The organism is Gilliamella sp. B2911 (genome assembly GCF_026536965.1).
Taxonomy (GTDB): domain Bacteria; phylum Pseudomonadota; class Gammaproteobacteria; order Enterobacterales; family Orbaceae; genus Gilliamella; species Gilliamella apicola_E.
In genome coordinates, this window is the sequence record NZ_JAFNNA010000012.1 from 30,821 (window position 1) to 51,676 (window position 20,856).

24 protein-coding genes are annotated in these 20,856 nt (G+C 33.9%); 16 read left to right on the forward strand and 8 right to left on the reverse strand.

Translation table 11 applies throughout. The features are described from left to right. Positions 1–2: 2 nt before the first annotated feature. The 7 genes from rpsA (at position 3) to J3U27_RS09735 (ending at position 7,304) form a co-directional block, all read left to right on the forward strand. Positions 3–1,685: a 30S ribosomal protein S1 gene (gene rpsA, locus J3U27_RS09705; protein WP_065561941.1), complete on the forward strand. Its 1,683-nt coding sequence runs from the start codon at positions 3–5 to the stop codon at positions 1,683–1,685. A gap of 99 nt (positions 1,686–1,784) precedes the next feature. Next, on the forward strand, positions 1,785–2,075 hold the full coding sequence (ihfB, locus tag J3U27_RS09710) for an integration host factor subunit beta (protein WP_065561940.1): 291 nt from the start codon (positions 1,785–1,787) through the stop codon (positions 2,073–2,075). A 199-nt stretch (positions 2,076–2,274) separates the two neighbouring features. Continuing rightward, on the forward strand, positions 2,275–4,572 hold the full coding sequence (locus J3U27_RS09715; RefSeq protein WP_267377356.1) for a DNA internalization-related competence protein ComEC/Rec2: 2,298 nt from the start codon (positions 2,275–2,277) through the stop codon (positions 4,570–4,572). 67 nt (positions 4,573–4,639) lie between these two features. Then, positions 4,640–5,653 (forward strand): tetraacyldisaccharide 4'-kinase, encoded by a 1,014-nt coding sequence (lpxK, locus tag J3U27_RS09720; protein ID WP_267377357.1) that lies wholly within the window; start codon positions 4,640–4,642, stop codon positions 5,651–5,653. Next, positions 5,650–5,829, forward strand: coding sequence for a Trm112 family protein (locus J3U27_RS09725; protein WP_220224904.1), 180 nt, complete (start codon positions 5,650–5,652; stop codon positions 5,827–5,829). Before lpxK ends, J3U27_RS09725 begins: the two co-directional genes overlap by 4 nt. Positions 5,830–5,849: 20 nt before the next feature. Further along, a complete protein-coding gene (kdsB, locus tag J3U27_RS09730) occupies positions 5,850–6,614 on the forward strand; it encodes a 3-deoxy-manno-octulosonate cytidylyltransferase (RefSeq protein WP_065734564.1) in 765 nt (254 codons plus the stop codon). Beyond that, a complete protein-coding gene (locus J3U27_RS09735) occupies positions 6,615–7,304 on the forward strand; it encodes a DUF2461 domain-containing protein (RefSeq protein ID WP_416379955.1) in 690 nt (229 codons plus the stop codon). Positions 7,305–7,329: 25 nt separating this feature from the next. Here J3U27_RS09735 and J3U27_RS09740 read toward each other — a convergent pair whose 3' ends face one another. Both J3U27_RS09740 and J3U27_RS09745 read right to left on the reverse strand, forming a co-directional pair. After that, positions 7,330–7,926 carry a MarC family NAAT transporter gene (locus J3U27_RS09740; RefSeq protein ID WP_416380562.1) on the reverse strand — a complete coding sequence of 199 codons (597 nt, stop codon included), beginning with the start codon at positions 7,924–7,926 and terminating at the stop codon, positions 7,330–7,332. 157 nt (positions 7,927–8,083) lie between these two features. After that, complete coding sequence (locus J3U27_RS09745; protein ID WP_267377359.1) at positions 8,084–8,971, reverse strand: DMT family transporter; 888 nt, start codon at positions 8,969–8,971, stop codon at positions 8,084–8,086. A gap of 124 nt (positions 8,972–9,095) precedes the next feature. Here J3U27_RS09745 and J3U27_RS09750 point away from each other — a divergent pair, with 124 nt between their 5' ends. Further along, a complete protein-coding gene (locus J3U27_RS09750; RefSeq protein ID WP_267377360.1) occupies positions 9,096–9,881 on the forward strand; it encodes a helix-turn-helix domain-containing protein in 786 nt (261 codons plus the stop codon). A 100-nt stretch (positions 9,882–9,981) separates the two neighbouring features. On the opposite strand, the gene ssb is transcribed toward J3U27_RS09750, so the two are convergent. Beyond that, positions 9,982–10,503 carry a single-stranded DNA-binding protein gene (ssb, locus tag J3U27_RS09755; RefSeq protein ID WP_065734560.1) on the reverse strand — a complete coding sequence of 174 codons (522 nt, stop codon included), beginning with the start codon at positions 10,501–10,503 and terminating at the stop codon, positions 9,982–9,984. Between the two features lie 206 nt (positions 10,504–10,709). On the opposite strand from ssb, the gene corA reads away from it, so the two are divergent. From corA to J3U27_RS09775, 4 genes are all read left to right on the forward strand, one after another. Further along, a complete protein-coding gene (gene corA / locus J3U27_RS09760; protein ID WP_065734620.1) occupies positions 10,710–11,651 on the forward strand; it encodes a magnesium/cobalt transporter CorA in 942 nt (313 codons plus the stop codon). 187 nt (positions 11,652–11,838) lie between these two features. Further along, positions 11,839–12,798 carry a glucokinase gene (locus tag J3U27_RS09765; protein WP_267377361.1) on the forward strand — a complete coding sequence of 320 codons (960 nt, stop codon included), beginning with the start codon at positions 11,839–11,841 and terminating at the stop codon, positions 12,796–12,798. Positions 12,799–12,820: 22 nt separating this feature from the next. Continuing rightward, positions 12,821–13,069 carry a YcgL domain-containing protein gene (locus J3U27_RS09770; RefSeq protein ID WP_081299438.1) on the forward strand — a complete coding sequence of 83 codons (249 nt, stop codon included), beginning with the start codon at positions 12,821–12,823 and terminating at the stop codon, positions 13,067–13,069. Then, positions 13,066–13,488: a YcgN family cysteine cluster protein gene (locus J3U27_RS09775; protein ID WP_065561932.1), complete on the forward strand. Its 423-nt coding sequence runs from the start codon at positions 13,066–13,068 to the stop codon at positions 13,486–13,488. The genes J3U27_RS09770 and J3U27_RS09775 overlap by 4 nt, the downstream gene beginning before the upstream one ends. Before the next feature lie 27 nt (positions 13,489–13,515). Here J3U27_RS09775 and J3U27_RS09780 read toward each other — a convergent pair whose 3' ends face one another. Together J3U27_RS09780 and J3U27_RS09785 are read right to left on the reverse strand one after the other, a co-directional pair. After that, entirely contained in the window at positions 13,516–14,073 is a 558-nt protein-coding gene (locus J3U27_RS09780; protein WP_065734558.1) for a YggT family protein, read from the reverse strand. Positions 14,074–14,109: 36 nt separating this feature from the next. Then, positions 14,110–14,811, reverse strand: a complete 702-nt coding sequence (locus J3U27_RS09785) for a YggS family pyridoxal phosphate-dependent enzyme (protein ID WP_267377362.1) — start codon at positions 14,809–14,811, stop codon at positions 14,110–14,112. A gap of 36 nt (positions 14,812–14,847) precedes the next feature. On the opposite strand from J3U27_RS09785, the gene J3U27_RS09790 reads away from it, so the two are divergent. From J3U27_RS09790 to J3U27_RS09805, 4 genes are all read left to right on the forward strand, one after another. Then, entirely contained in the window at positions 14,848–15,786 is a 939-nt protein-coding gene (locus J3U27_RS09790; protein WP_267377376.1) for a type IV pilus twitching motility protein PilT, read from the forward strand. 108 nt (positions 15,787–15,894) lie between these two features. Then, positions 15,895–16,704 carry a pyrroline-5-carboxylate reductase gene (proC, locus tag J3U27_RS09795; protein WP_267377363.1) on the forward strand — a complete coding sequence of 270 codons (810 nt, stop codon included), beginning with the start codon at positions 15,895–15,897 and terminating at the stop codon, positions 16,702–16,704. 293 nt (positions 16,705–16,997) lie between these two features. Next, positions 16,998–17,207: a cold shock domain-containing protein gene (locus J3U27_RS09800; protein ID WP_034909833.1), complete on the forward strand. Its 210-nt coding sequence runs from the start codon at positions 16,998–17,000 to the stop codon at positions 17,205–17,207. 202 nt (positions 17,208–17,409) lie between these two features. Next, complete coding sequence (locus J3U27_RS09805; protein ID WP_065561927.1) at positions 17,410–17,691, forward strand: DUF5339 domain-containing protein; 282 nt, start codon at positions 17,410–17,412, stop codon at positions 17,689–17,691. A gap of 19 nt (positions 17,692–17,710) precedes the next feature. On the opposite strand, the gene J3U27_RS09810 is transcribed toward J3U27_RS09805, so the two are convergent. The 3 genes from J3U27_RS09810 to J3U27_RS09820 form a co-directional block, all read right to left on the reverse strand. Beyond that, positions 17,711–18,181, reverse strand: a complete 471-nt coding sequence (locus J3U27_RS09810; protein ID WP_065561926.1) for a thermonuclease family protein — start codon at positions 18,179–18,181, stop codon at positions 17,711–17,713. 98 nt (positions 18,182–18,279) lie between these two features. Further along, positions 18,280–18,801 carry a bifunctional 3-hydroxydecanoyl-ACP dehydratase/trans-2-decenoyl-ACP isomerase gene (fabA, locus tag J3U27_RS09815; protein WP_065561925.1) on the reverse strand — a complete coding sequence of 174 codons (522 nt, stop codon included), beginning with the start codon at positions 18,799–18,801 and terminating at the stop codon, positions 18,280–18,282. Positions 18,802–18,939: 138 nt separating this feature from the next. Beyond that, positions 18,940–20,715, reverse strand: coding sequence for a Lon protease family protein (locus J3U27_RS09820; RefSeq protein ID WP_267330894.1), 1,776 nt, complete (start codon positions 20,713–20,715; stop codon positions 18,940–18,942). Positions 20,716–20,856: the final 141 nt, after the last annotated feature.

The following is a 20,856-nucleotide window of genomic DNA, read 5'->3' on the forward strand; positions in this document are numbered from 1 at the left end:
ATATGACTGAATCTTTTGCTCAACTCTTTGAAGAGTCTTTAAATCAACTAGACACTCGTTCTGGTAATATGATCCGTGGTACTGTCGTTGCAATCGACAAAGATGTTGTTTTAGTTGATGCTGGTTTAAAATCTGAATCAGCAATTCCAGTAGAGCAGTTTAAAAATGCCCAAGGCGAATTAGAAGTTCAAGTTGGCGACGTTGTTGACGTTGTTCTTGACTCAATTGAAGATGGCTTTGGTGAAACAATTTTATCTCGTGAAAAAGCTAAACGTCATGAAGCGTGGCTAACATTAGAGAAAGCAGTTGAAGATGCTGCAACCGTTTTAGGTGTTATCAATGGTAAAGTTAAAGGTGGCTTTACGGTTGATCTTAATGGCGTTCGTGCGTTCCTACCTGGTTCGCTTGTTGATGTTCGTCCATTACGCGATACTTCTCATATTGAAAATAGAGAAATCGAATTAAAAGTTATTAAATTAGATCAAAAACGCAACAACGTAGTTGTTTCTCGTCGTGCAGTAATTGAATCTGAAAATAGCGCAGAAAGAGAACAACTTCTTGAAAATCTACAAGAAGGTTCTGAAGTTAAAGGTATCATCAAAAATCTTACTGATTACGGTGCATTCGTTGATCTTGGTGGGGTTGATGGTTTACTTCATATCACTGATATGGCTTGGAAACGTGTTAAACACCCAAGTGAAGTGGTTGAAGTTGGTCAAGAATTACTTGTTAAAGTTCTTAAATTCGATAAAGATCGTTCACGTGTTTCTCTTGGCTTAAAACAATTAGGCGAAGATCCATGGGTTTCAATCGCTAAACGTTACCCAGAAGGTACTAAAGTAACTGGTAAAGTAACTAACTTAACTGATTACGGTTGTTTCGTAGAAATCGAAACTGGCGTTGAAGGTTTAGTTCACGTTTCTGAAATGGATTGGACTAACAAAAACATTCACCCATCTAAAGTGGTTAGCTTAGGTGATGAAGTTGAAGTTGTTGTTCTTGAAATTGATGAAGAACGTCGTCGTATTTCTCTTGGTCTTAAACAATGTAAACCAAATCCATGGTTACAATTTGCTGAAGCACACAATAAAGGTGATAAAGTTAGCGGTAAGATCAAATCAATCACTGACTTTGGTATCTTCATTGGTTTAGACGGTGGTATTGATGGTTTAGTTCATCTTTCTGATATTTCTTGGAATATGCCAGGTGAAGAAGCAGTTAAAGCTTATAAGAAAGGTGATGATATTGAAGCCGTTGTTTTACAAGTTGATGCTGAGCGTGAACGTATCTCATTAGGTATCAAACAACTTGAAGACGATCCATTCAGCAGTTTTGCATCTAACTTCAAAAAAGGATCAATTGTTAAAGGTAAAGTTACCGCTGTTGATGCTAAAGGTGCAACAATCGAAATTGCTGAAGGTATCGAAGGTTACTTAAAAGCACAAGATATTGCTCGTGAACGTGTTGAAGATGCAACTACTGCATTGAACGTTGGTGATGAAGTTGAAGCGAAGATTGTAAATATCGATCGTAAAACTCGTGCAATTTCTTTATCTATCCGTGCTAAAGATGAAGCTGATGAGAAAGAAGCACTTGCTGCTGTAAATAATACTGCACCTCAAGAAGATGCGTCATTTACTAACGCAATGGCTGAAGCATTCAAAGCTGCGTCAAAAACTGAGTAAAAAATATCTATTGAAAGAGTAAAGAGGGCTTGCCCTCTTTTTCTTTTGTGGTATAAAATGAATAAATTATATACTACATAAATTAAATTAGGAGTGACCATGAACAGATCCGATTTAGCTGAAAAAATAGTCAACTGGCGGGCACACCTTCCTGTGCAACTGGTTGATGATGCTGTTAGAGATATTATTGAGCAAATCGCATTAGCGATGGAGACTAACGATCGTGTGGAAATCCGCGGTTTTGGTAGTTTCAGCTTAAATTATCGTGCTCCACGTAAAGCAAGAAATCCTAGAACAGGTGGAAATGTTGAAGTTAAACACAAATATATTCCTCATTTCAAACCAGGGAAAGAGCTACGTGAACGCGTAAATAATGCAGCTAAAGCATAATTAAATTTCGTTAATTAAAAAAAGCCTTTGAGTAAAATCAAAGGCTTTTTTGTTATTGAATAAATCATTTTCTTTAATATAAAAAGTGAAAGAGTTATCTGTAAATTGGAATAGAGATCTAATATTAATTATAAATTAACTTCAAAAAAGTCTGAGCATGTTAGATTAGCTGTTTAGTCAATATAAGAAGTAGAAGTTGATGCGGTGTTCAATAGATTTAATGGCAATAGCAATTTCATTAGGTAGTATTCCATTAATTTTTTTACCATCGTTACCCAATGATCAAGATTGGTATATTTTAGCTTTTATACTGATTCTTTTAGCGGCTAAATTTCAACGTTATTTTACTTTTATCATCATCCTTGGATTAAGCTTTCTCTGGTCGACCGCTATAGCAAAGCAATATCTCAGTTCAATTGAACCTTATATTGACCAAACATTAGCAATAACGGCAAAAGTTGAAAGTATTAATACACAGGCTCCTGCTAAAATTCAAACAATGACTCCCCATTATGTAAAATTTTCAATTACCAATATTTCCGATCAACCTTTGCCTTTACCCATACCCATTATTATCTATTGGGAACAACCCGAATTAATAAAAGCTGGACAAATTTGGCAATTAACCATAAAGACTAAAGTAGCCCATAGTTATTTAAATGAAGGAGGATTTGATAAACAACGATTTGCGATAGCCAATAAATCTTTATTAAAAGCCAAAGTCATTAAATCAGTTTTACTCGAGGATAAATCTAATTTTCGACAAATCGTTGCAGATAAATGCCTACCTTATATTAATTTATTTAGTTATCGAGATATTTTATTAGCACTTGGTTTTGGTGATCGCTCACAACTTGAAACTCATAATCGAATAACAATGATGCAAACAGGTGTTGCTCACTTAATGGCTATTTCTGGAATGCATATTCTATTAGTCTTTTATATTTGCTTTGGGATAACTAAAGGATTCGTTTTTTGCTTACCACAACGTTATATTTATTTCTTCCTACCGATTATAGTAGGTTGGCTGTGCAGTATTGGTTATACGTGGTTAACCGGCTTTAATCCACCAGCATTACGAGCGATTTTTGCTTTATCGATTTGGATATATTTGCGTTATAAGAATAATCAAATAAGTGCATGGCAAAAAGTTAATCGTATTATTGCATTACTATTAATTATTGATCCGTTAATGATATTGTCCGAAAGTTTTTGGTTGTCTTGTTATGCTGTGGTTAGTTTAATTTTTTTGTTTGATTGGTTACCACTACCTAACGCGATGAAAAATAAAAAACGGTGGTATTTATTTAGATTATTACATTTACAATTTGGTTTGACACTATTACTTCTACCAATCCAATTGTATGTTTTTCATGGTATAAGCGTTGTTTCACTGGTTGCTAACTTGATTGCTATTCCTATTATCTCTCTAATTACTTTCCCAGCAATTTTATTGGGACTAGTATTTAGTTTAATCAACTGTTTTTATCTTGCTTTATGGTTTTGGTTTGTTGCCCAATATTCGCTTGAATGGTTATTTCATTGTTTAGATTATCTAAATTATATGTGGTTAACTATCTCAATGGATTTTTACTTTCTAAGCTTTATTGGTTGGTTAGCCTTTATAATAATAAGAGCAGCAGTTTGGCGAAGGTTTACTTTTACACTTTTCATTATTTTGACGCTGGCTTTTTCTCCATTCTATAAACAACCAGATTATCTTTGGCGAATGGATATGCTAGATGTTGGGCATGGTCTTGCTATTGTAATTCACAATGGTGAATCAGCTATTTTATATGATACGGGTGCAAAATGGGAAAACAGCTCAGCAGCAGAGCAAATTATTACTCCTTTTCTGCAATGGCATAACCTCCAGCTTGAAGGAATTATTATTAGCCATAGTCACAATGATCATATTGGAGGATTATCCTATTTACAACAACGTTATCCCAATGCCTGGCTTATGAGTTCATCTTTAAATTTACGCAATGATTATAATTGCTTAGCCAAGCATAATTTTTATTGGAAACACTTAAATCTTAAAGTGCTATGGCCGACTAAATTAGTTGATAACACGGAAAATGCTGATTCGTGTGTAATACAACTTACTGATGGTCGATTTTCAGTGCTGTTAACCGGTGATTTAGAACGAAGGCAAGAGTATGATTTAGTTATGCAACATAAGAAAAATCTATCTTCAACAATATTACAGACTCCACATCATGGTAGTAATACTTCGTCAAGTTACCCATTTTTAAACTACGTTAATCCAGTTAATGCATTAACTTCAACCTCACGTTATAACCCTTGGCAACTCCCTTCAAATAAAATCACTGCTCGTTATAAAGAGTTAAATATTAATTATTTTGTTACAGGAAGAGAAGGGCAAATAAGTCTGTTTTTTTATCCTACTTCATGGCAGCAAAAAACGTTGCGACATGACATTAATCCAAGATGGTATCATGATTGGTTTGGTAGTTTACCGTTTTATGAGTAAAATAAGGGAAGTACTTTAAATTGGGTTACTAAAGGTTTAAAAATGATTGAAAATAGCGGGCGATATGATGATTGAAAAACTGTGGTATGGTAAAAATAAATCATTTTGGTTGCTACTGCCATTTTCATTATTATATGGATTTATTGCTTCCGTTCGTCGTCAACTATACAAACTTGGTGTATTAAAATCATGGCAGTCTCCTGTTCCAATTATTGTTATTGGAAATTTATCGGCGGGTGGTAATGGTAAAACGCCACTTGCCATTAGTTTAATTGAGGCGTTGAAATCTAAAGGGCTAAAAGTAGGATTAGTTTCGCGAGGTTATGGTGGAAAATCTGATCACTATCCATTAGTCTTAGATGAACATACTGGAACTGAACAAGCCGGTGACGAGCCTGTATTAATTTTTCAGCGAACCCATATACCGGTAGCAGTCGCGCCAAAACGAGTTGACGCAGTTAAAGCGTTATTAGAATCTTATCAATTGGATGTGATTTTAACCGATGATGGTCTACAGCATTATGCTTTAGCTCGTGATATTGAAATTGTTGTGGTCGATGGGAAACGCCAATTTGGTAATGGGTGGTGGATACCTGCTGGACCTATGCGAGAAAGAAGAGAAAGATTAAAATCGGTTGATTTAATTATTATCAATGGCGATAGTACAGGTGATATAGTAAATCAATTTCCAGATAAAACCTTCATCATGCAATTATTACCTGGTCATGTAGTAAATCTCTTAACTAACCAACAATGTGAATTGTCATCACTTCATCATATTTGTGCAATTGCAGGTATCAGTAATCCAAAGCGTTTTTTTGATATGCTAATTAAAATGAAAGCTGATTTAGTTCATACAGAATCTTTTGCTGATCACCAAAATTTTACGCTTCCGTTATTAGAGAAAGTAGTGGAAAATAATCAAACACTTTTAATGACTGAAAAAGATGCAGTAAAATGTCGTCAATTTGCATTACCTAACTGGTGGTATTTACCCATTGATGCAGTAATACCAAATCAAGCTATTGAAAAGATTTATTCACTGTTTGTAGAAAAAAAATCACTAAGAGAAAAAAAATGATTCTATTAAGCGCTATTGCTTGTCCTATATGCCATGGTCAATTGGAGTATGATAAGCAAAATCAACAATTAATTTGCCAAAAAGATCGGCTGGTTTACCCGATTAAAGATGGTATTCCAGTTTTATTAGCAAGCGAAGCAAAGCAATTAGTTCCATCTCATTGTGATAAAGAATAAAAAAGTTTAGAGGTAATTTTATGAGTTTTACGGTAATTATTCCTGCAAGATATGCTTCAAGTCGTTTGCCAGGAAAACCGCTTGCAGATATTCATGGCAAACCAATGATAATTCGAGTTATGGAGCAGGCTAAAAAATCGTCAGCTAATCGAGTAATCATTGCAACGGATAACCAACAAGTATTTGATGTAGTCAAAAGCTATAATGGTGAAGTAATTCTCACTAGCGATAAGCATAATTCCGGTACAGAACGGTTAGCGGAAGTAATTGATAGTTACAAATTTGCTGATGATGAAGTTATCGTTAATGTTCAAGGTGATGAGCCTTTGATTCCCCCAGTTATTATTGATCAGGTAGCCGAAAATCTAGTGAAATTCAAAACTGGCATGGCGACGTTAGCTGTTCCTATTGATAGCGTTGAAGAGGCGTTCAATACGGGAGCAGTAAAAGTCGTGACAGATAAAGATGGTTATGCACTTTATTTTTCAAGAGCGACTATTCCTTGGGAGCGAGACCGTTTTGCTAATTTAAATGAGCAAGGTAAGGTAGATCAAATTGGCGATTTTTATTTACGTCATATAGGAATTTATGCTTATCGAGCTGGTTTTATTAGGCAGTATATAAAATGGGCACCTTCGGCATTAGAGTCAATTGAAATGTTAGAACAACTGCGTGTACTTTGGTATGGTGAAAAAATTCATGTCGCTGTAGCTAAACAACCTCCAGCAATTGGTGTCGATACTCAAGAAGATTTAGAAAAAGTAAGAACATTATTTAAGGAGTAGATGATGGCAACGTTTACAGGTTTTACTCAGGCAGGATTAAACTTTTTACAAGATGCATGGATTAATAATAGTAAGGCTTGGTTTGATGAGCACCGAGCTATTTATGATAATGATTTAGTAAAACCTTTTAGATTATTAGTTGAGCAGTTAACGCCAGCTATGCTAAAAATCGATGAGTGGTTTGAAACGCGTCCCGCTATTGGTAAAACCATATCTCGTATTCATCGTGATACTCGATTCTCAAAAGACAAATCGTTATATCGTAGCCGACTATGGTTAACTTTCAAACGCCCAAATCGTGATTGGAAAGAGGCGCCAGCCTATTTTTTTGAAATCAGTCCAGATTGTTATCGTTACGGATTAGGTTATTATTGTGCATCGAAACAGACTATGGATATATTTCGTGAAGAAATTTTAAATGATACCGAAAAATTTCTAAAAGTTATTCGATGTGTTAAAAAGCCATTTGAATTAGTTGGTGAGTCTTACAAAAGACCTTTAATCAAAGATGAAAAAATATCGACATGGTATAACCGAAAAAATCTTGCCGTGATGGTAACTAATAATCATATTGAAGATGTATTAGATGGTAACTTAGCGGATAAACTTGCTAAAGGTTTTAAACAACTATTACCACTATATGATTATTTAATGCGGGTTGAAATGATTAAAAACATTCCAAATCTGTAAAATAGATATTAAAAAATAGCGCTCCTCAAATATTTTGAAAGCTTAAAATTAATTCTTTAACACCATTTATAATAAACTGTGTACCCACACAAACTAATAAAAAACCCATAATTTTTGAAGTGGCTTCAATGCCACTTTTTCCCATAAACCGCATTATGCTGCCTGCGTTACGCATACAGAACCATAAAATAATACATAATAGTAATAATGGAATAGATGATGCATAAACTACCCAAGTTGATACGTTATACCCACCACTTTTCACAGTTGAAGACATACTGATAATCATCGCAATGGTTCCTGGGCCAGCGGTGCTTGGCATAGCTAGGGGAACAAATGCAATATTATTTGAAATTTCTTTTTTCTTCTCATCAGCTTCTAACGTTTTGTGAGAGGGTTGTTGAGGAAATAGCATTCTAAAACCAATGATACCAACAATCATTCCGCCAGCGATACGTAATCCAAAAATAGAGATGCCGAATCTACTCATTACTAATTGGCCACAATAAAACGACACACTCATAATGATAAAGACATAAATACAAGTCATTTTTGATTGGTAATCTTCATTGGTCATATCACCTGATAGACCTAATAGTAATACAACGGTAGTCAATGGAATGGTATAAACTGAATCAAACCAACAGGTTGTATAAGTTCCAGCATAAAATGAATCTAAATCATAATAATAGTTTTAATTAGGTATATATGAAATATAAAAAAAAGATACATCAACCAGCAGTTAATAATTGATATCATCGTTGCTAAACACGGCTTAATTAATCACTTTCATTAGATGCTTTTTTAAATAATGGTGATTTTAGGTTTTGAGCTAATATCACGCCAATTATTGACATACCTCCACCAATTATATGGTAGCTATAAAGTGTTTCATGCAAAAATATTATTGAGATTATAGCGGTAATAAATGGAGTTAAATTTAAGAAGAGGGCAGTTTTATTTGCGCCAAGTTTTTTTATACCCATTATCCAAACAAATGGTGCAATTATAGAAGCTGGAATGCCTGCGTAAAGGACCAACCAAACATTATCCGAATTTATAGTTATATTATCGCTTAATAAAAAACCGGGTAATAAAGCTAATGTACCAAAAATAATCTGGACATAAACTGACTGCCAATTGGTTATAGGCATAGCCCATTTTTTAGTTAACACACCATAAAGTGCATAAGATAGTGCCGCCAATAACATCATTATCTCGCCTTTACCAATACCAAGTTTGAGCAACGGATGACCTCCACTAATCAGCCAAATTAATCCCATGAAAGATAAAATACTACCAATTAGCACGCCTTGGGTGGGTATTACTTTTAAAATAAATAGGCTTAATATAATGGTTAATAATGGAATTATTGACATAATAATTCCCATAGTTAATACACTAATAGTTACAGCAGCATAATAAGCCAAGCATTGATATGAAGCCATACCAAGTAGACCTAGCACCATTAATTTAAAAACATGTGGGTAGATTTGCTGTAAATTTTTAGTAATACCTTTTAGCAAAAATGGGGTTAATAAAATGAGAGCGAGAAGCCAGCGATAAAATGAGATAACTGCCGGATCAATCACGCCAACAGATAATTTATTGATAGCGGCATTGCCTGCCCAAATAAATACTGCAATAAATGGGTATAAATAAGCCATATATTTTTTGATAAATCAACGAGTAGAAAAATAAATCTAGTTTATCTTGTCTTATTTAATAAATATTTCTTTAATCAGACAAAATGATCTAATATAAGACAAAATTTATTCTATTTAACTATTTATGAATGTCAAAAAACAATCAATTTTAACTACTTCTAATCTAAAACCATTACTCTTTTTCCATCATGAATCGTTCAATGCTGATACTGAATATTCATCACATCATCATCCTTGGGGACAGGTTATTTGTGTAAAGTCAGGAATTTTTGTTTTAACGGTTAAAGATCAACGTTATTTGGCGCCATCGGGTTTCGCATTATGGATTCCACCCTATACCGAACATGCTTGTTTTAATAAAAAATCTGCATGGTTTCGTACAATTAATATTAATAGTTATCAAGCGATGCCTAAAAATACTTGTTTGCTTAACTTGAGTAAGCTTAGCCAAGCTATTATTGATTCCTTTTTTGACCGAAATATTGTACAACCAGAAAGTGAGCAAGATTTGAGGTTAGGGCAAGTATTGATTGATCAGATTTCAGCAGAACCTTACCATAATATGTATCTACCCAATACTAAAGATAAATACTTAGCCCCGATTTTAAATGAGTTGGAACGTAATCCTGCTGATAATAAGACACTGGCACAATGGGCTAAAAAAGTTTTTAGTACAGAACGAACTCTTGCAAGGCGTTGCCAGCAAGAATTAGGTATGTCATTTAGTATGTGGCGACAGCGACTACGGTTTTTATATAGCATTTCGCTTTTAGAACAAGGAAAATCGATACAAGACATCGCGTTTTCTGTTGGTTATAGTTCAGTATCGGCTTTTATTACTATGTTTAAAAATATTTCAGGTGTTACGCCAGAGCTTTATCGTTCTAATACCGGCTATAAGAAAAACTAGTCACAATAGGTGGGTGTTATTTTAAAAGACGATGTAAAAATGCAATTTGAAAAAGGCGTAATTTATACGCCTATATAATAATGAATTGAATAAATAACGATTAAAATGGAATATCGTCATCGAAATCCATTGGTGGTTCTGGCATAGCTGGTTGACTTGCTGGTGCAGTTGATGAAGCACGAGATGCTGCAGGAGTAGTTGGCGCAGAGGATGTATTATTTGCACTTTGTCCCCAACTTTTTGAACCTTCATTGTAAGAGTCATTATTAGGGCGGTTACCTAAAATTTGCAATACGCCACCAATAGGGTTGATAACAACTTCTGTAGTGTAACGATCTTGACCTGATTGGTCTTGCCATTTACGAGTTTGTAGTTGCCCTTCAATATAAACGAGTGTTCCTTTTTTAATGTATTCACCCGTAATTTCAGCTAATTTACCAAATACGACAATTCGATGCCATTCTGTTTTTTCTCGATTTTCGCCAGTTTGCTTGTCTTTCCAAGTTTCTGATGTAGCAACATTAAAATTTGCGACAGTATTACCAGTTGACATGACACGTACTTCTGGATCTTGACCTAAATTACCAACTAAAATGACTTTATTAATTCCTCGGGTTGCCATTATAAACTCCTAACAATTGCATAGATATATAATTGCGCTATTGTAACATGAGACTGAAATAACATCACCGAATTTAATTTAAATTTGGAAGTTTGTATCCAAATTTTAAAAATTCAGAAAGATTGGCTTAGACATAGGAATTTTTGGCTATAACGAGTATAATGCCACCCATTTCATATCTTAAACATTTTTCTGCTGGAGGCCTTATGATTAATGCGTTTGGATTAAAAAACAAACAATTAGTAAAAATTAATGAAGGCGATATAAAGAATGCGACTTGGATTGACTTGATCGAGCCGGAAGAAGCTGATCGTGAATTCATCTTGACCAATTTAGGTCAAAATTTAGCAACAAGTATCGAATTAGACGATATTGAAGCATCAGCTCGTTTTTTCGAAGATAATGAAGGACTACATGTTCACTCCTTCTTTTTTTATGAAGATGCAGAAGATCGCGCCGGTAACTCTACCGTCGCTTTTACAGTGCATAATGGACGTTTATTTACATTGCGTGAACGCGATTTACCTGCGTTTCGACTATACCGAATGCGTTCTCGTTATCAGGGAATGAATGATGGAAATCCGTATGAAGTTTTATTAGATTTATTTGAAGTTAAAGTTGAACAATTAGCCGATCAAATTGAAAATATCTATAGTGAGCTAGAAGAATTGAGCTTAATTATTATGGATCGTTCCGCTCAAGAGCATTATGATGAAGCGATTACTTCCTTAGCTGAGCTCGAAGATACGGCGTGGAAAGTACGCCTCTGTTTAATGGATAGTCAGCGTGCGGTTAACTATTTAGTTCGTCGTGCTAAGATGCCTGTTGAACAGTTAGAACAAGCGAGAGAAGTTATTCGAGATATTGAATCATTGGTACCCCATAATGAGTCATTATTCCAAAAGGTTAACTTTTTAATGCAAGCAGCTACTAGCTTTATAAATATTGAACAAAGCAGAATAATTAAGATTTTCTCGGTTGTTTCTGTGGTATTTTTACCGCCAACAGTAGTTGCATCAGCATATGGTATGAACTTTGAAAATATGCCTGAGTTAAAATGGGAATATGGATATCCATTATCTTTATTGTTGATGTTAATAGCAGGGGTCGCTCCTTACATTTACTTTAAACTCAAAAAATGGCTTTAGTGGTTATTTTCCTTTCAACTTTTTAAAAATTACCCGCTAACAATTTTGTTAGCGGTAATAGTAAATTCTGTTAAAGCAATCTAGTTAAATCATTATAAATAGTCCATAATATTGCCAGTTTTATTTTTAATATTTATTGAACTATTGTTCATATAGAAAGATTTTATTTTTAGAAAAAGGGAATAACATGAGTCAATATGCACTAGTTACCGACATTGGTGGAACCAACGCTCGTTTTGCACTTTATGATTTAGCAACTAATGAATTATCTGCAATAACTAAAATCCTCATTTCAAAAGATGATGTACTACTTGAATTAATTAAAAACTATTTGAAATCCCAAGCGGTAACAGTGGATATGGCTTGCATTGCCATAGCTTGCCCAATCAATGAAAGTGATTTGATTGAAATGACTAATAATAATTTGTCGTTTTCTCGTTCAGAACTTATCAAAGAACTTAAACTAACTAAGTTAGAAGTAATTAATGACTTTACTGCAGTTTCAACATCTATTCCTCAATTATCCGCGCAAGATGTGGTTAAAATTGGTGGTGAGGAGCCGAATCTTGATTATCCAATAGCAATCTATGGTGCCGGAACGGGGTTAGGGGTTTCTCATTTAGTTAAAGTTAGTGGTCATTGGATTAGCCTATCAGGCGAGGGTGGTCATACAGAATTACCTATGGTTAATGAACAAGAAGATCGAATTTTAGCTCAGTTAAGAAAAAAATTTGGTCGAGTTTCTTCAGAGCGTTTTTTATCGGGTAATGGTATTGTTAATATCTATCAAGCTTTGTTACAGATCAATAATCAACCAGTTGAAGATATCACCCCAGATATTATTGTGAATAAAGCATTATCAAATAGTTGCCCAATTTGCTCAGAAACATTAACTCATTTTTGTACTTTTATGGGGCGATTTGGGGGTAATTTAGCTTTAACACTTAATACTCAAGGCGGTGTGTATATTGCTGGCGGTATTGTGCCTAGATTTATAGAATTTTTTAAATCATCACCATTTAGAGAAGCATTTGAACATAAAGGTCGTATGTCTTATTTAGTTAAAAAAATTCCTGTTTATGTGATTACTCATAAAGATCCGGGATTATTTGGTGCAGGTGTCTATTTGCAAAATAGCCTGAGATAATTGAGAAATAGGATTTTAGTTTATGATGTGGTGTTATATTTATAGAAGCACAAAAAAAGAAAATTGTTATCTCTATATGGAAAAAGAGAACGATTTCTCTCCAATTCCTGAAAAAATTATGTCAATTTTTGGCACGCCAGCTTTTGTCATGAAAGTCTTACTCGATGGTAAACGGCGTTTTGTGGTAGGAACAGCACAGGAAATTGAGGAAAAAATTAAAGCGGATGGATTTTTCTTACAAATGTTAAATGAAGACGATTTTAAAGTATGATTGAACCATTTTGGGAATATAAAACTTTAGATCAAATGAGTGATGACGAGTGGGAACAACTATGCGATGGTTGTGGCCAATGTTGCCTAAATAAATTACAGGACGAGGATACTGACGAAATACTGTATACCAATGTTGCATGTAATTTGCTTGATTCAAATACCTGCCAGTGCAGACATTACCACAACCGTTTTAAATATGAGCCTGATTGCATCAAGCTAACAAGAGAAAATTTACTGACAATTGAGTGGTTACCAGCAACTTGCGCTTATCGTTATTTTTCAGAAACAGGGCAGTTACCGCAATGGCATCCATTAATTGTTGGAAATAAAAAGTTAATGCACAAATTAAAAATATCAGTCAAAAATCGAATTGTGTATGAAAAAGATGTGATTTGTTGGGAAGATCATATTATTTAAAAAGAGAGCCTAGGCTCTCTTTTATTTTTATAGTATAAGCCATAAATTTCCAAGAAAATCGACAGCTAATAAGTTTAAAAACATTAATATAAAAACAAATATCATAAATGAAATATCAATCATACCTAATGGCGGTATAATGCGCCGAATAGGTGCAATAAGTGGTTCTGTTAATTGAGCAAGTAATTCATCAGTATAAGATTGTCCACGACTAACCCAACTTAAAATAGCTCTAAATAATAATAACCAAAAAATGAGGTGTCCAATCGCATGAGCCATTGCAGCCAAGGCGAATAATAGGTAATAAGGGCTAAACAACGGTGCGTTATATCCCTCAAAACGGAAAATAAACATAATTTTTAGTAATGCAACTGCATAAAAAAGAATCCATGTCGCCGTGTCGATACGACCAATAGATGGAATAAGTTTTCGCATTGGACCAATAATCGGTTGGGTAATACGAACAATAAATTGAGTAAAGGGATTATGAAAATTTACTCGCGCATACTGCATCCACAAACGTAGAATAAGTATGTATAAGCAAATAGTGAAAATAGCCCTTCCTAAGAAGATTAACGAAATCATTTAATACTCCTAAAATCTAAAATGATCTGCAATATATCACACATATTGCCGTGCACCAAAGATTGCACTACCAATGCGAACCATTGTACTGCCTGCAACAATAGCTGCTTTCATATCGCCTGACATGCCCATTGATAATGTATCTAAAAAAGGATAATCCGTTTTCAATGATTCTAAAAGCAGAGTCATCTGTTCAAATACCTCAAGCTGTTTTGCATAATCATTTTCTATCTCGGGGATGGCCATAAGGCCACGTAACCTTAAATTAGGTAATGTAATTATCTGCTTAACTAAATCGGCGACTTCATCTACTGCAATTCCAGATTTACTCTCTTCATTACTAATATTTACCTGAATAAGAACATTTAGCTTATCCATATCTGTAGGTCGCTGATCATTTAAACGCTGAGCAATTTTGAAACGTTCAATGGTGTGCATCCAATCAAAATTTTCAGCTACTAGCTTAGTTTTATTTGATTGCAATGGCCCGATAAAATGCCAAGTAATCGGGGTATTCGGCATATTTTTATTAAAGTAAGCAATCTTTTCAACACCTTCTTGAACATAATTTTCACCAAAGGCTAATTGGCCTGCATCAATTGCTTGAGCGATTAATGTGACCGGCTTGGTTTTACTTACTGCAATAAGTTCAATTGTATTGGGATTTCGATCGCAATCTAAGGCAATTTTATGTATTTCATTTTTAATCTTGATTAAATTGTCATGTACTGTATTCATATTAATTCCCAATAAACTAATGGATAGTGAGTGAAAATGATAAATTCAATGTTGGCTTTTAGTGTAACGCAAAAAGCTTCTGATTTGCATCTTTCTAGTGGTGAAAAACCGTGGATTCGTATTAATGGTGAGCTAAAACCTATTGCGCAAGATAAATTATCGCCACACAAACTTGAAATTGATTTATTTAATCTATTAAATGACGATCAAAAGGGGCTATTACAACAGCATCAACAAATTGATTTTGGTTATCATCTTGAAGATATAGGCCGTTTTAGGGTAAATATTTTTTATCAAAAACGTGGTATTTCAGCCGTATTTCGAATTATTAAGCAAAAAATACCAAGCTTAACTGATATTCAGGCACCTGATGTACTAAATGAATTAGCAAAAGCAGAATCTGGAATTATCTTAGTTACTGGCGCAACAGGTAGCGGAAAATCAACAACTTTAGCTGCATTAATTGATCATATAAATCAGACGTTAGCTAAACATATTATCACATTAGAAGACCCTATTGAGTTCATTTATCAAAGTGATAAATCACTTATCCAACAACGCGAAATTAACCATTTTGGTGATGCAATTGATAGTTTATTAAGGCAAGATCCAGATATCATTTTATTGGGTGAATTACGCAATAAACAGACCATTCAAGCTGCATTAACTATTGCTGAAACCGGCCATTTAGTTCTTGCAACATTGCACACTCGTACCGCAATACAGACAATCAACCGTATTATTGATGTCTTTGAAGAGGGGACACGTGCATTAATTCGCACTCAGCTATCAAATAGTTTAAAAGCGATAGTCTGTCAAAAATTAATACCTTATAAACAAAGTCGAAAAGCTATTTTTGAAGTTCTGATCAACACCCCAGCCGTCAGCAATTTGATCAACGAAGGTAAAACAAGGCAGATATTATCATTAATGCAAACTGGTCAACAATTTGGTATGCAATTAATGATTGATTAAGTTAAATAGTAAAAATTTCGTCTTCTTTTTATTCGTAAATTTTATAAGTTTTATTCAAAAATTTATTTTATAATCTTTATAGTATTTCATTCATAAAGGTATAAAAAAATGGAACAGCGTATAGGTCTTATCGGTATTGGGAATATGGGTAATGCCATTTTACAAGGTATTTTAGCAAGTAATATTGTGCCGGGAACGCAAATTTACGTTTATGATCCTCATCCCGAAAAGGGCCAAGCACTTAATCAAGCTCATTCAATAAATAATTTAGGATCGGCAAAAGATGTTGCACGAGAATCAGATATTGTTTTCATAGCAGTTAAACCCAATGTTATTGTGGATGTATTAAATGATATTCAAAAGGAGTTAAAAAAGGATACCATTGTCATCTCGATTGCTGCTGGTGTAACAATTAAAACTATTGCGCAATGTGTAGGCTATGAACAAAAAATTGTTAGGGTTATGCCAAATACTCCAGCTTTAGTTAATGCCGCTATGTGTTCTATCACACCTAATACAGAAATTACTGATCAAGAATTAACAATTGTTGAAACTTTATTAAATTGTATTGGTGAAACAGAAGTTGTACCTGAATACTTAATTGATGCCGTAGTTGGGGCAAGTGGCTCTTCTCCTGCATTTGTATTTATGTTCATTGAAGCATTGGCTGATGGTGCAGTTAAAGGTGGTTTATCTAGAAAACAAGCTTACAAATTTGCGGCACAAACAGTGATGGGTTCAGCTAAATTATTGCTGGAGACAGGAAAACATCCAGGTGAATTAAAAGATATGGTTTGTTCACCAGCGGGTACTACAATTGAAGGCGTGCAAGTACTTGAGGAAAAAGGCTTTCGAGCAGCTATCATTGACGCAGTAGAGGCTTCAATTCAAAAATCCAAAGATTTGTCAAAAAATTAAAGATTGTTAACATGAACAATAACAAATAGTTATTGTTCATTTCATTTTTAATTGTAAATAATAGCAAATCATTGCTTGTATTAGTCATCTATTTATGAGTTAATAGTCACCAGCATATTACATGCAGATATATTTTGTAACATTTAGATTTATGCAGTTTGTAGTTTACTTTAATCACATTTGTATTAGTTCTCTTCAGTCTTCTCTTCTGTTTGTTAATAAGTAGTCTAGGTTTTATGTTCTAATGTTTCGCCTTTGATGGCTGTAATTAATTTATTTATAGGAAGATTTTTATGTCTAAAAAAACTGGTCAAGTTAAATGGTTCAATGAAAGTAAAGGTTTTGGTTTTATTTCACCTGCTGATGGAAGTAAAGATGTGTTTGTTCATTTTTCTGCAATCTCTGGCGATGGATTTAAAACTTTAGGCGAAGGTCAACAAGTTGAGTTCTCTATCCAAGATAGTCCTCGTGGCCCTGCTGCTGCTGATGTTACAATTATCTAATTTGTAATTTTTAAATTATCTTATCGATATTGATTATTGATAAGATTTTTCATATTATCTTATCAGTATTAATTATTGATAAGATTTTTTACATTTAATTAATAGACTTTCCTTACCAATTCTTATATTATCCCTTCAAAGTAATTCAGTAATAAACATACTTTTATGTTCTAAATATTTATAATTTTAAGGAAAAGAAACAATGAAAAAATTAGTATTATCTGTTGCATTATTAGGTTTATCTTCTGTTGCTATGGCTGAGTTATCAGAATCTTGCAAAACTTACTTTGAAAAAGTTGATAGCTTTGTTAAATCTATTCCTGATGATGCTGCTACTAAACAACAAACAGACATGATCAAACAAAACTTAGAAACAGCTAAACAACAAATTTCTGCAATGCCTACTGCAAATCAAGAAGAAGGCTGTAAACAAGCAACTGAAGTATTAAAACAACTAGAAGCTTCAATCCCAGCTAAAAAATAAAGTCATTGTTTAGACGCTATTATTTCTTACGATAGCGAAAATCCCAAGGGGCTATTGGATGTTTATCTTTCCATAGTCCTTTTTTGTTTTGTTTAGCTTTTAATTCGAGCTTTACCATATTCTTATTACTAGCAACGCCTTTGAAGCGGTAAGCCCACGCAAAGCCATTTTCCACCATCTTAGCATTAATGTTGACTTGTTTTAGATAGATGACGCCTAATGTCCGTTGATAAATATCCTTTTTATTTTCTTTAACATAAACAGTTTTACCCGCAATCAACGATGCTAAGTATTTTCTTGATGCATTACCATATGCTTGGTGTCTTTCTGGAGCATCAATATCGAGCAACCGGACGCGAATTTTTTTATTTGTTAATATATCAACGGTATCACCATCAATTACTTTTACAACTTTACCATTAAAGTCTGCTTGTGCTTGACCGATTACAACAAATAAGAGGATTAGGAGAGATTTTCTTAAAAAATACATTACGGATTGTTTCTTAAAATAGTAGCGTAAAAAAAGCTACTCCTTGCTAATTATCAGTAATTAATAATAGTGAGCAAGGAGTGTAAGATTATATTGAATTAAAATTCAGACGTGTCTTTAAATAAACCAACTTTAAGATCAGTTGCTTCATAAATTAATTTACCATCAACGTAAACTTCACCATCGCCGATTCCCATGATTAATTTACGATTAATAACACGTTTAAAATTAATTTTATAAGTCACTTTTTTGTTATTAGGTAATATTTGACCTTTTAATTTTAATTCACCAACACCAAGCGCTCGGCCTTTACCTTTACCGCCAATCCAGCCTAAATAAAAACCGACTAATTGCCATAAAGCATCAAGACCAAGACAACCAGGCATTACCGGATCGTTTTTGAAATGACATTTAAAAAACCATAAATCAGGATTAATATCAAACTCAGCTTCAACATAACCTTTACCGAAACTACCACCGTCTTCATTCATTTCAATAACGCGATCCATCATTAGCATCAAATCAGACGGTAATGGCGGCCCATCATGACCAAATAATTCACTATTACCTGATTTAATTAGATCTGCTTTATCATACGAAGATTTACGTTCAAATGTCATAAAAAAACCTTTTATTTTGTTGTCATTACATAATTGCTTATAGAATCATTATTGATTAAAAAACTAATAATTAACCTAAGCTGTAAAGTTTTACATGATTATTTCATTAATCGCATCAATGAAATTTTGGTCTCAAGTTTATTGTGTATTGTTACTTTTTGCAATTTTTTTCCAGCGACTGAGCCAACCATCACGTCTTCTATCTTGAATCAGCATTGATTGCATACGAGCATGAATCAACTTATAAAGACTAATATTATTCTCATCTTTGTAAGGAATACCAGTTAATAAATAGAGCGCATCGGCGACATGTTCGACAGTCCAAATAGAGAATTTATCATTATTAATTGCCTCAATAATATCATCGCTTAAGCTTAAATGGCGCTGATTACTAGCAGGAATAATAACACCTTGTTGGCCCGTCAAACCTTGGTGCTGACAAACAGCAAAAAAGCCTTCTATTTTCTCATTAACGCCACCAATAGATTGAACATGGCCAAATTGGTCAACAGATCCTGTCACAGCTAATTGCTGATCGATAGGTTGATTAGATAGCGCACTAATCAGCGCGCAAAGCCCCGCTAGTGAAGCGCTATCGCCATCAATCTCATTATAGGATTGTTCAAATACTAATGACGTAGAAAATGGAAGTTGATGATTGATTGCAAACTCAGACATAATAAACGCTTGCATAATCATCATCCCTTTAGAATGAATATTGCCAGCAAGATCGGTTTTACGTTCAATATCAATTAATTCACCGTCACCAAAATGGACAAGACAGCTTAACCGTGTTGGCTCACCAATCGCTTTTGGATAACCGGGGTATTCAATAACTGACAACCCATTAATCTGCCCAACCACTTGTGACTGAGTATCAATCAAAATTTGATTGGTAAAAATCTCATCATGGAACCGCTCAGCTAAATAATTTTCTCGCCATGCTTTTTGTTCTAAAGCCTTTGTGACGGCTAAAGCATCAATATTCTGATTTTCTATAAAATAAGATGAATTTAGCAGAATCGATTGCACCCATTCAACGCTAAGTGGTAAATAATATTGATCACCCGTATATCTTGTTGCGTGTTTATAAATTTTAGCAAAAGCAGATTGCTCAATTTTAGGTAGCGCTAAGTGGTGACTTATAAATTGTAAATAATTCATCCAATCATTAATTCGCTGAGGTTCAGTTATATGCATTTCACTTTCAAATTCAGCATAAATAGATGATGAATAAAATTCTGGTTCAAATTCCTGCAATTCAGCTAGAGAGAGTCTATCTCCGACTAAAATAATGCGTAAATCCAACGGCATGGCAGGAATAGATAATGGTAATGGATGAGAATCATCAGCTGAAAACCATTCAAAAGTTTGTGACAGAACCATCTGTTTTAACTTAGCCCAAACTACTGGTTGCGCAAGCAGTGAACGCAATCCTAAAATTAAAACACCACCATTAGCATCATGAACTAAACCAGCTTGTAATTTGATTGGACTATTTTCAGGTTGCCTAACACAACCAAATAGTTTTTCCATATCAACGATTGTTGCTGATAGACAATTATCTTGGGATGCAAAATTATCTTGCTTACTTTTCGCTTCAGTTAAGGTAATTTTATTATCACTAAAGTAATAGCTATAACCTAAATGGGTCGTTGTGAGATTACGCTTTACCGACTGCTTTAATAAATCAAAAAAAAGCTCGCTTTCAGATGCTTTTAAAAGCACAAAGCGAGAACGATACTGCGTATTATGATTTTTGCACAATAAGGATACAGCAGCAGCAACGCGAGGTTGCCACGATAACAAATTGGTTAATCCATCACTGCATAAATTTGTTTTAATATCGCTATTATTTACAATGTCATTTACGTTAGGTTGGACTTCTTGAGAGTTGAGTTGTTTGATTGCCAAAGTTAGTATCTTTTTAATTAGCTATATTATTAAAGCAAATTATAACAAGTATCGATAGCAACGCCAACAAATAACCAAAGGCTTTATGCTAAAAAAATTACGGAAAGATTTTAAAAAATCAGTTAAACTGTGACGTAAATT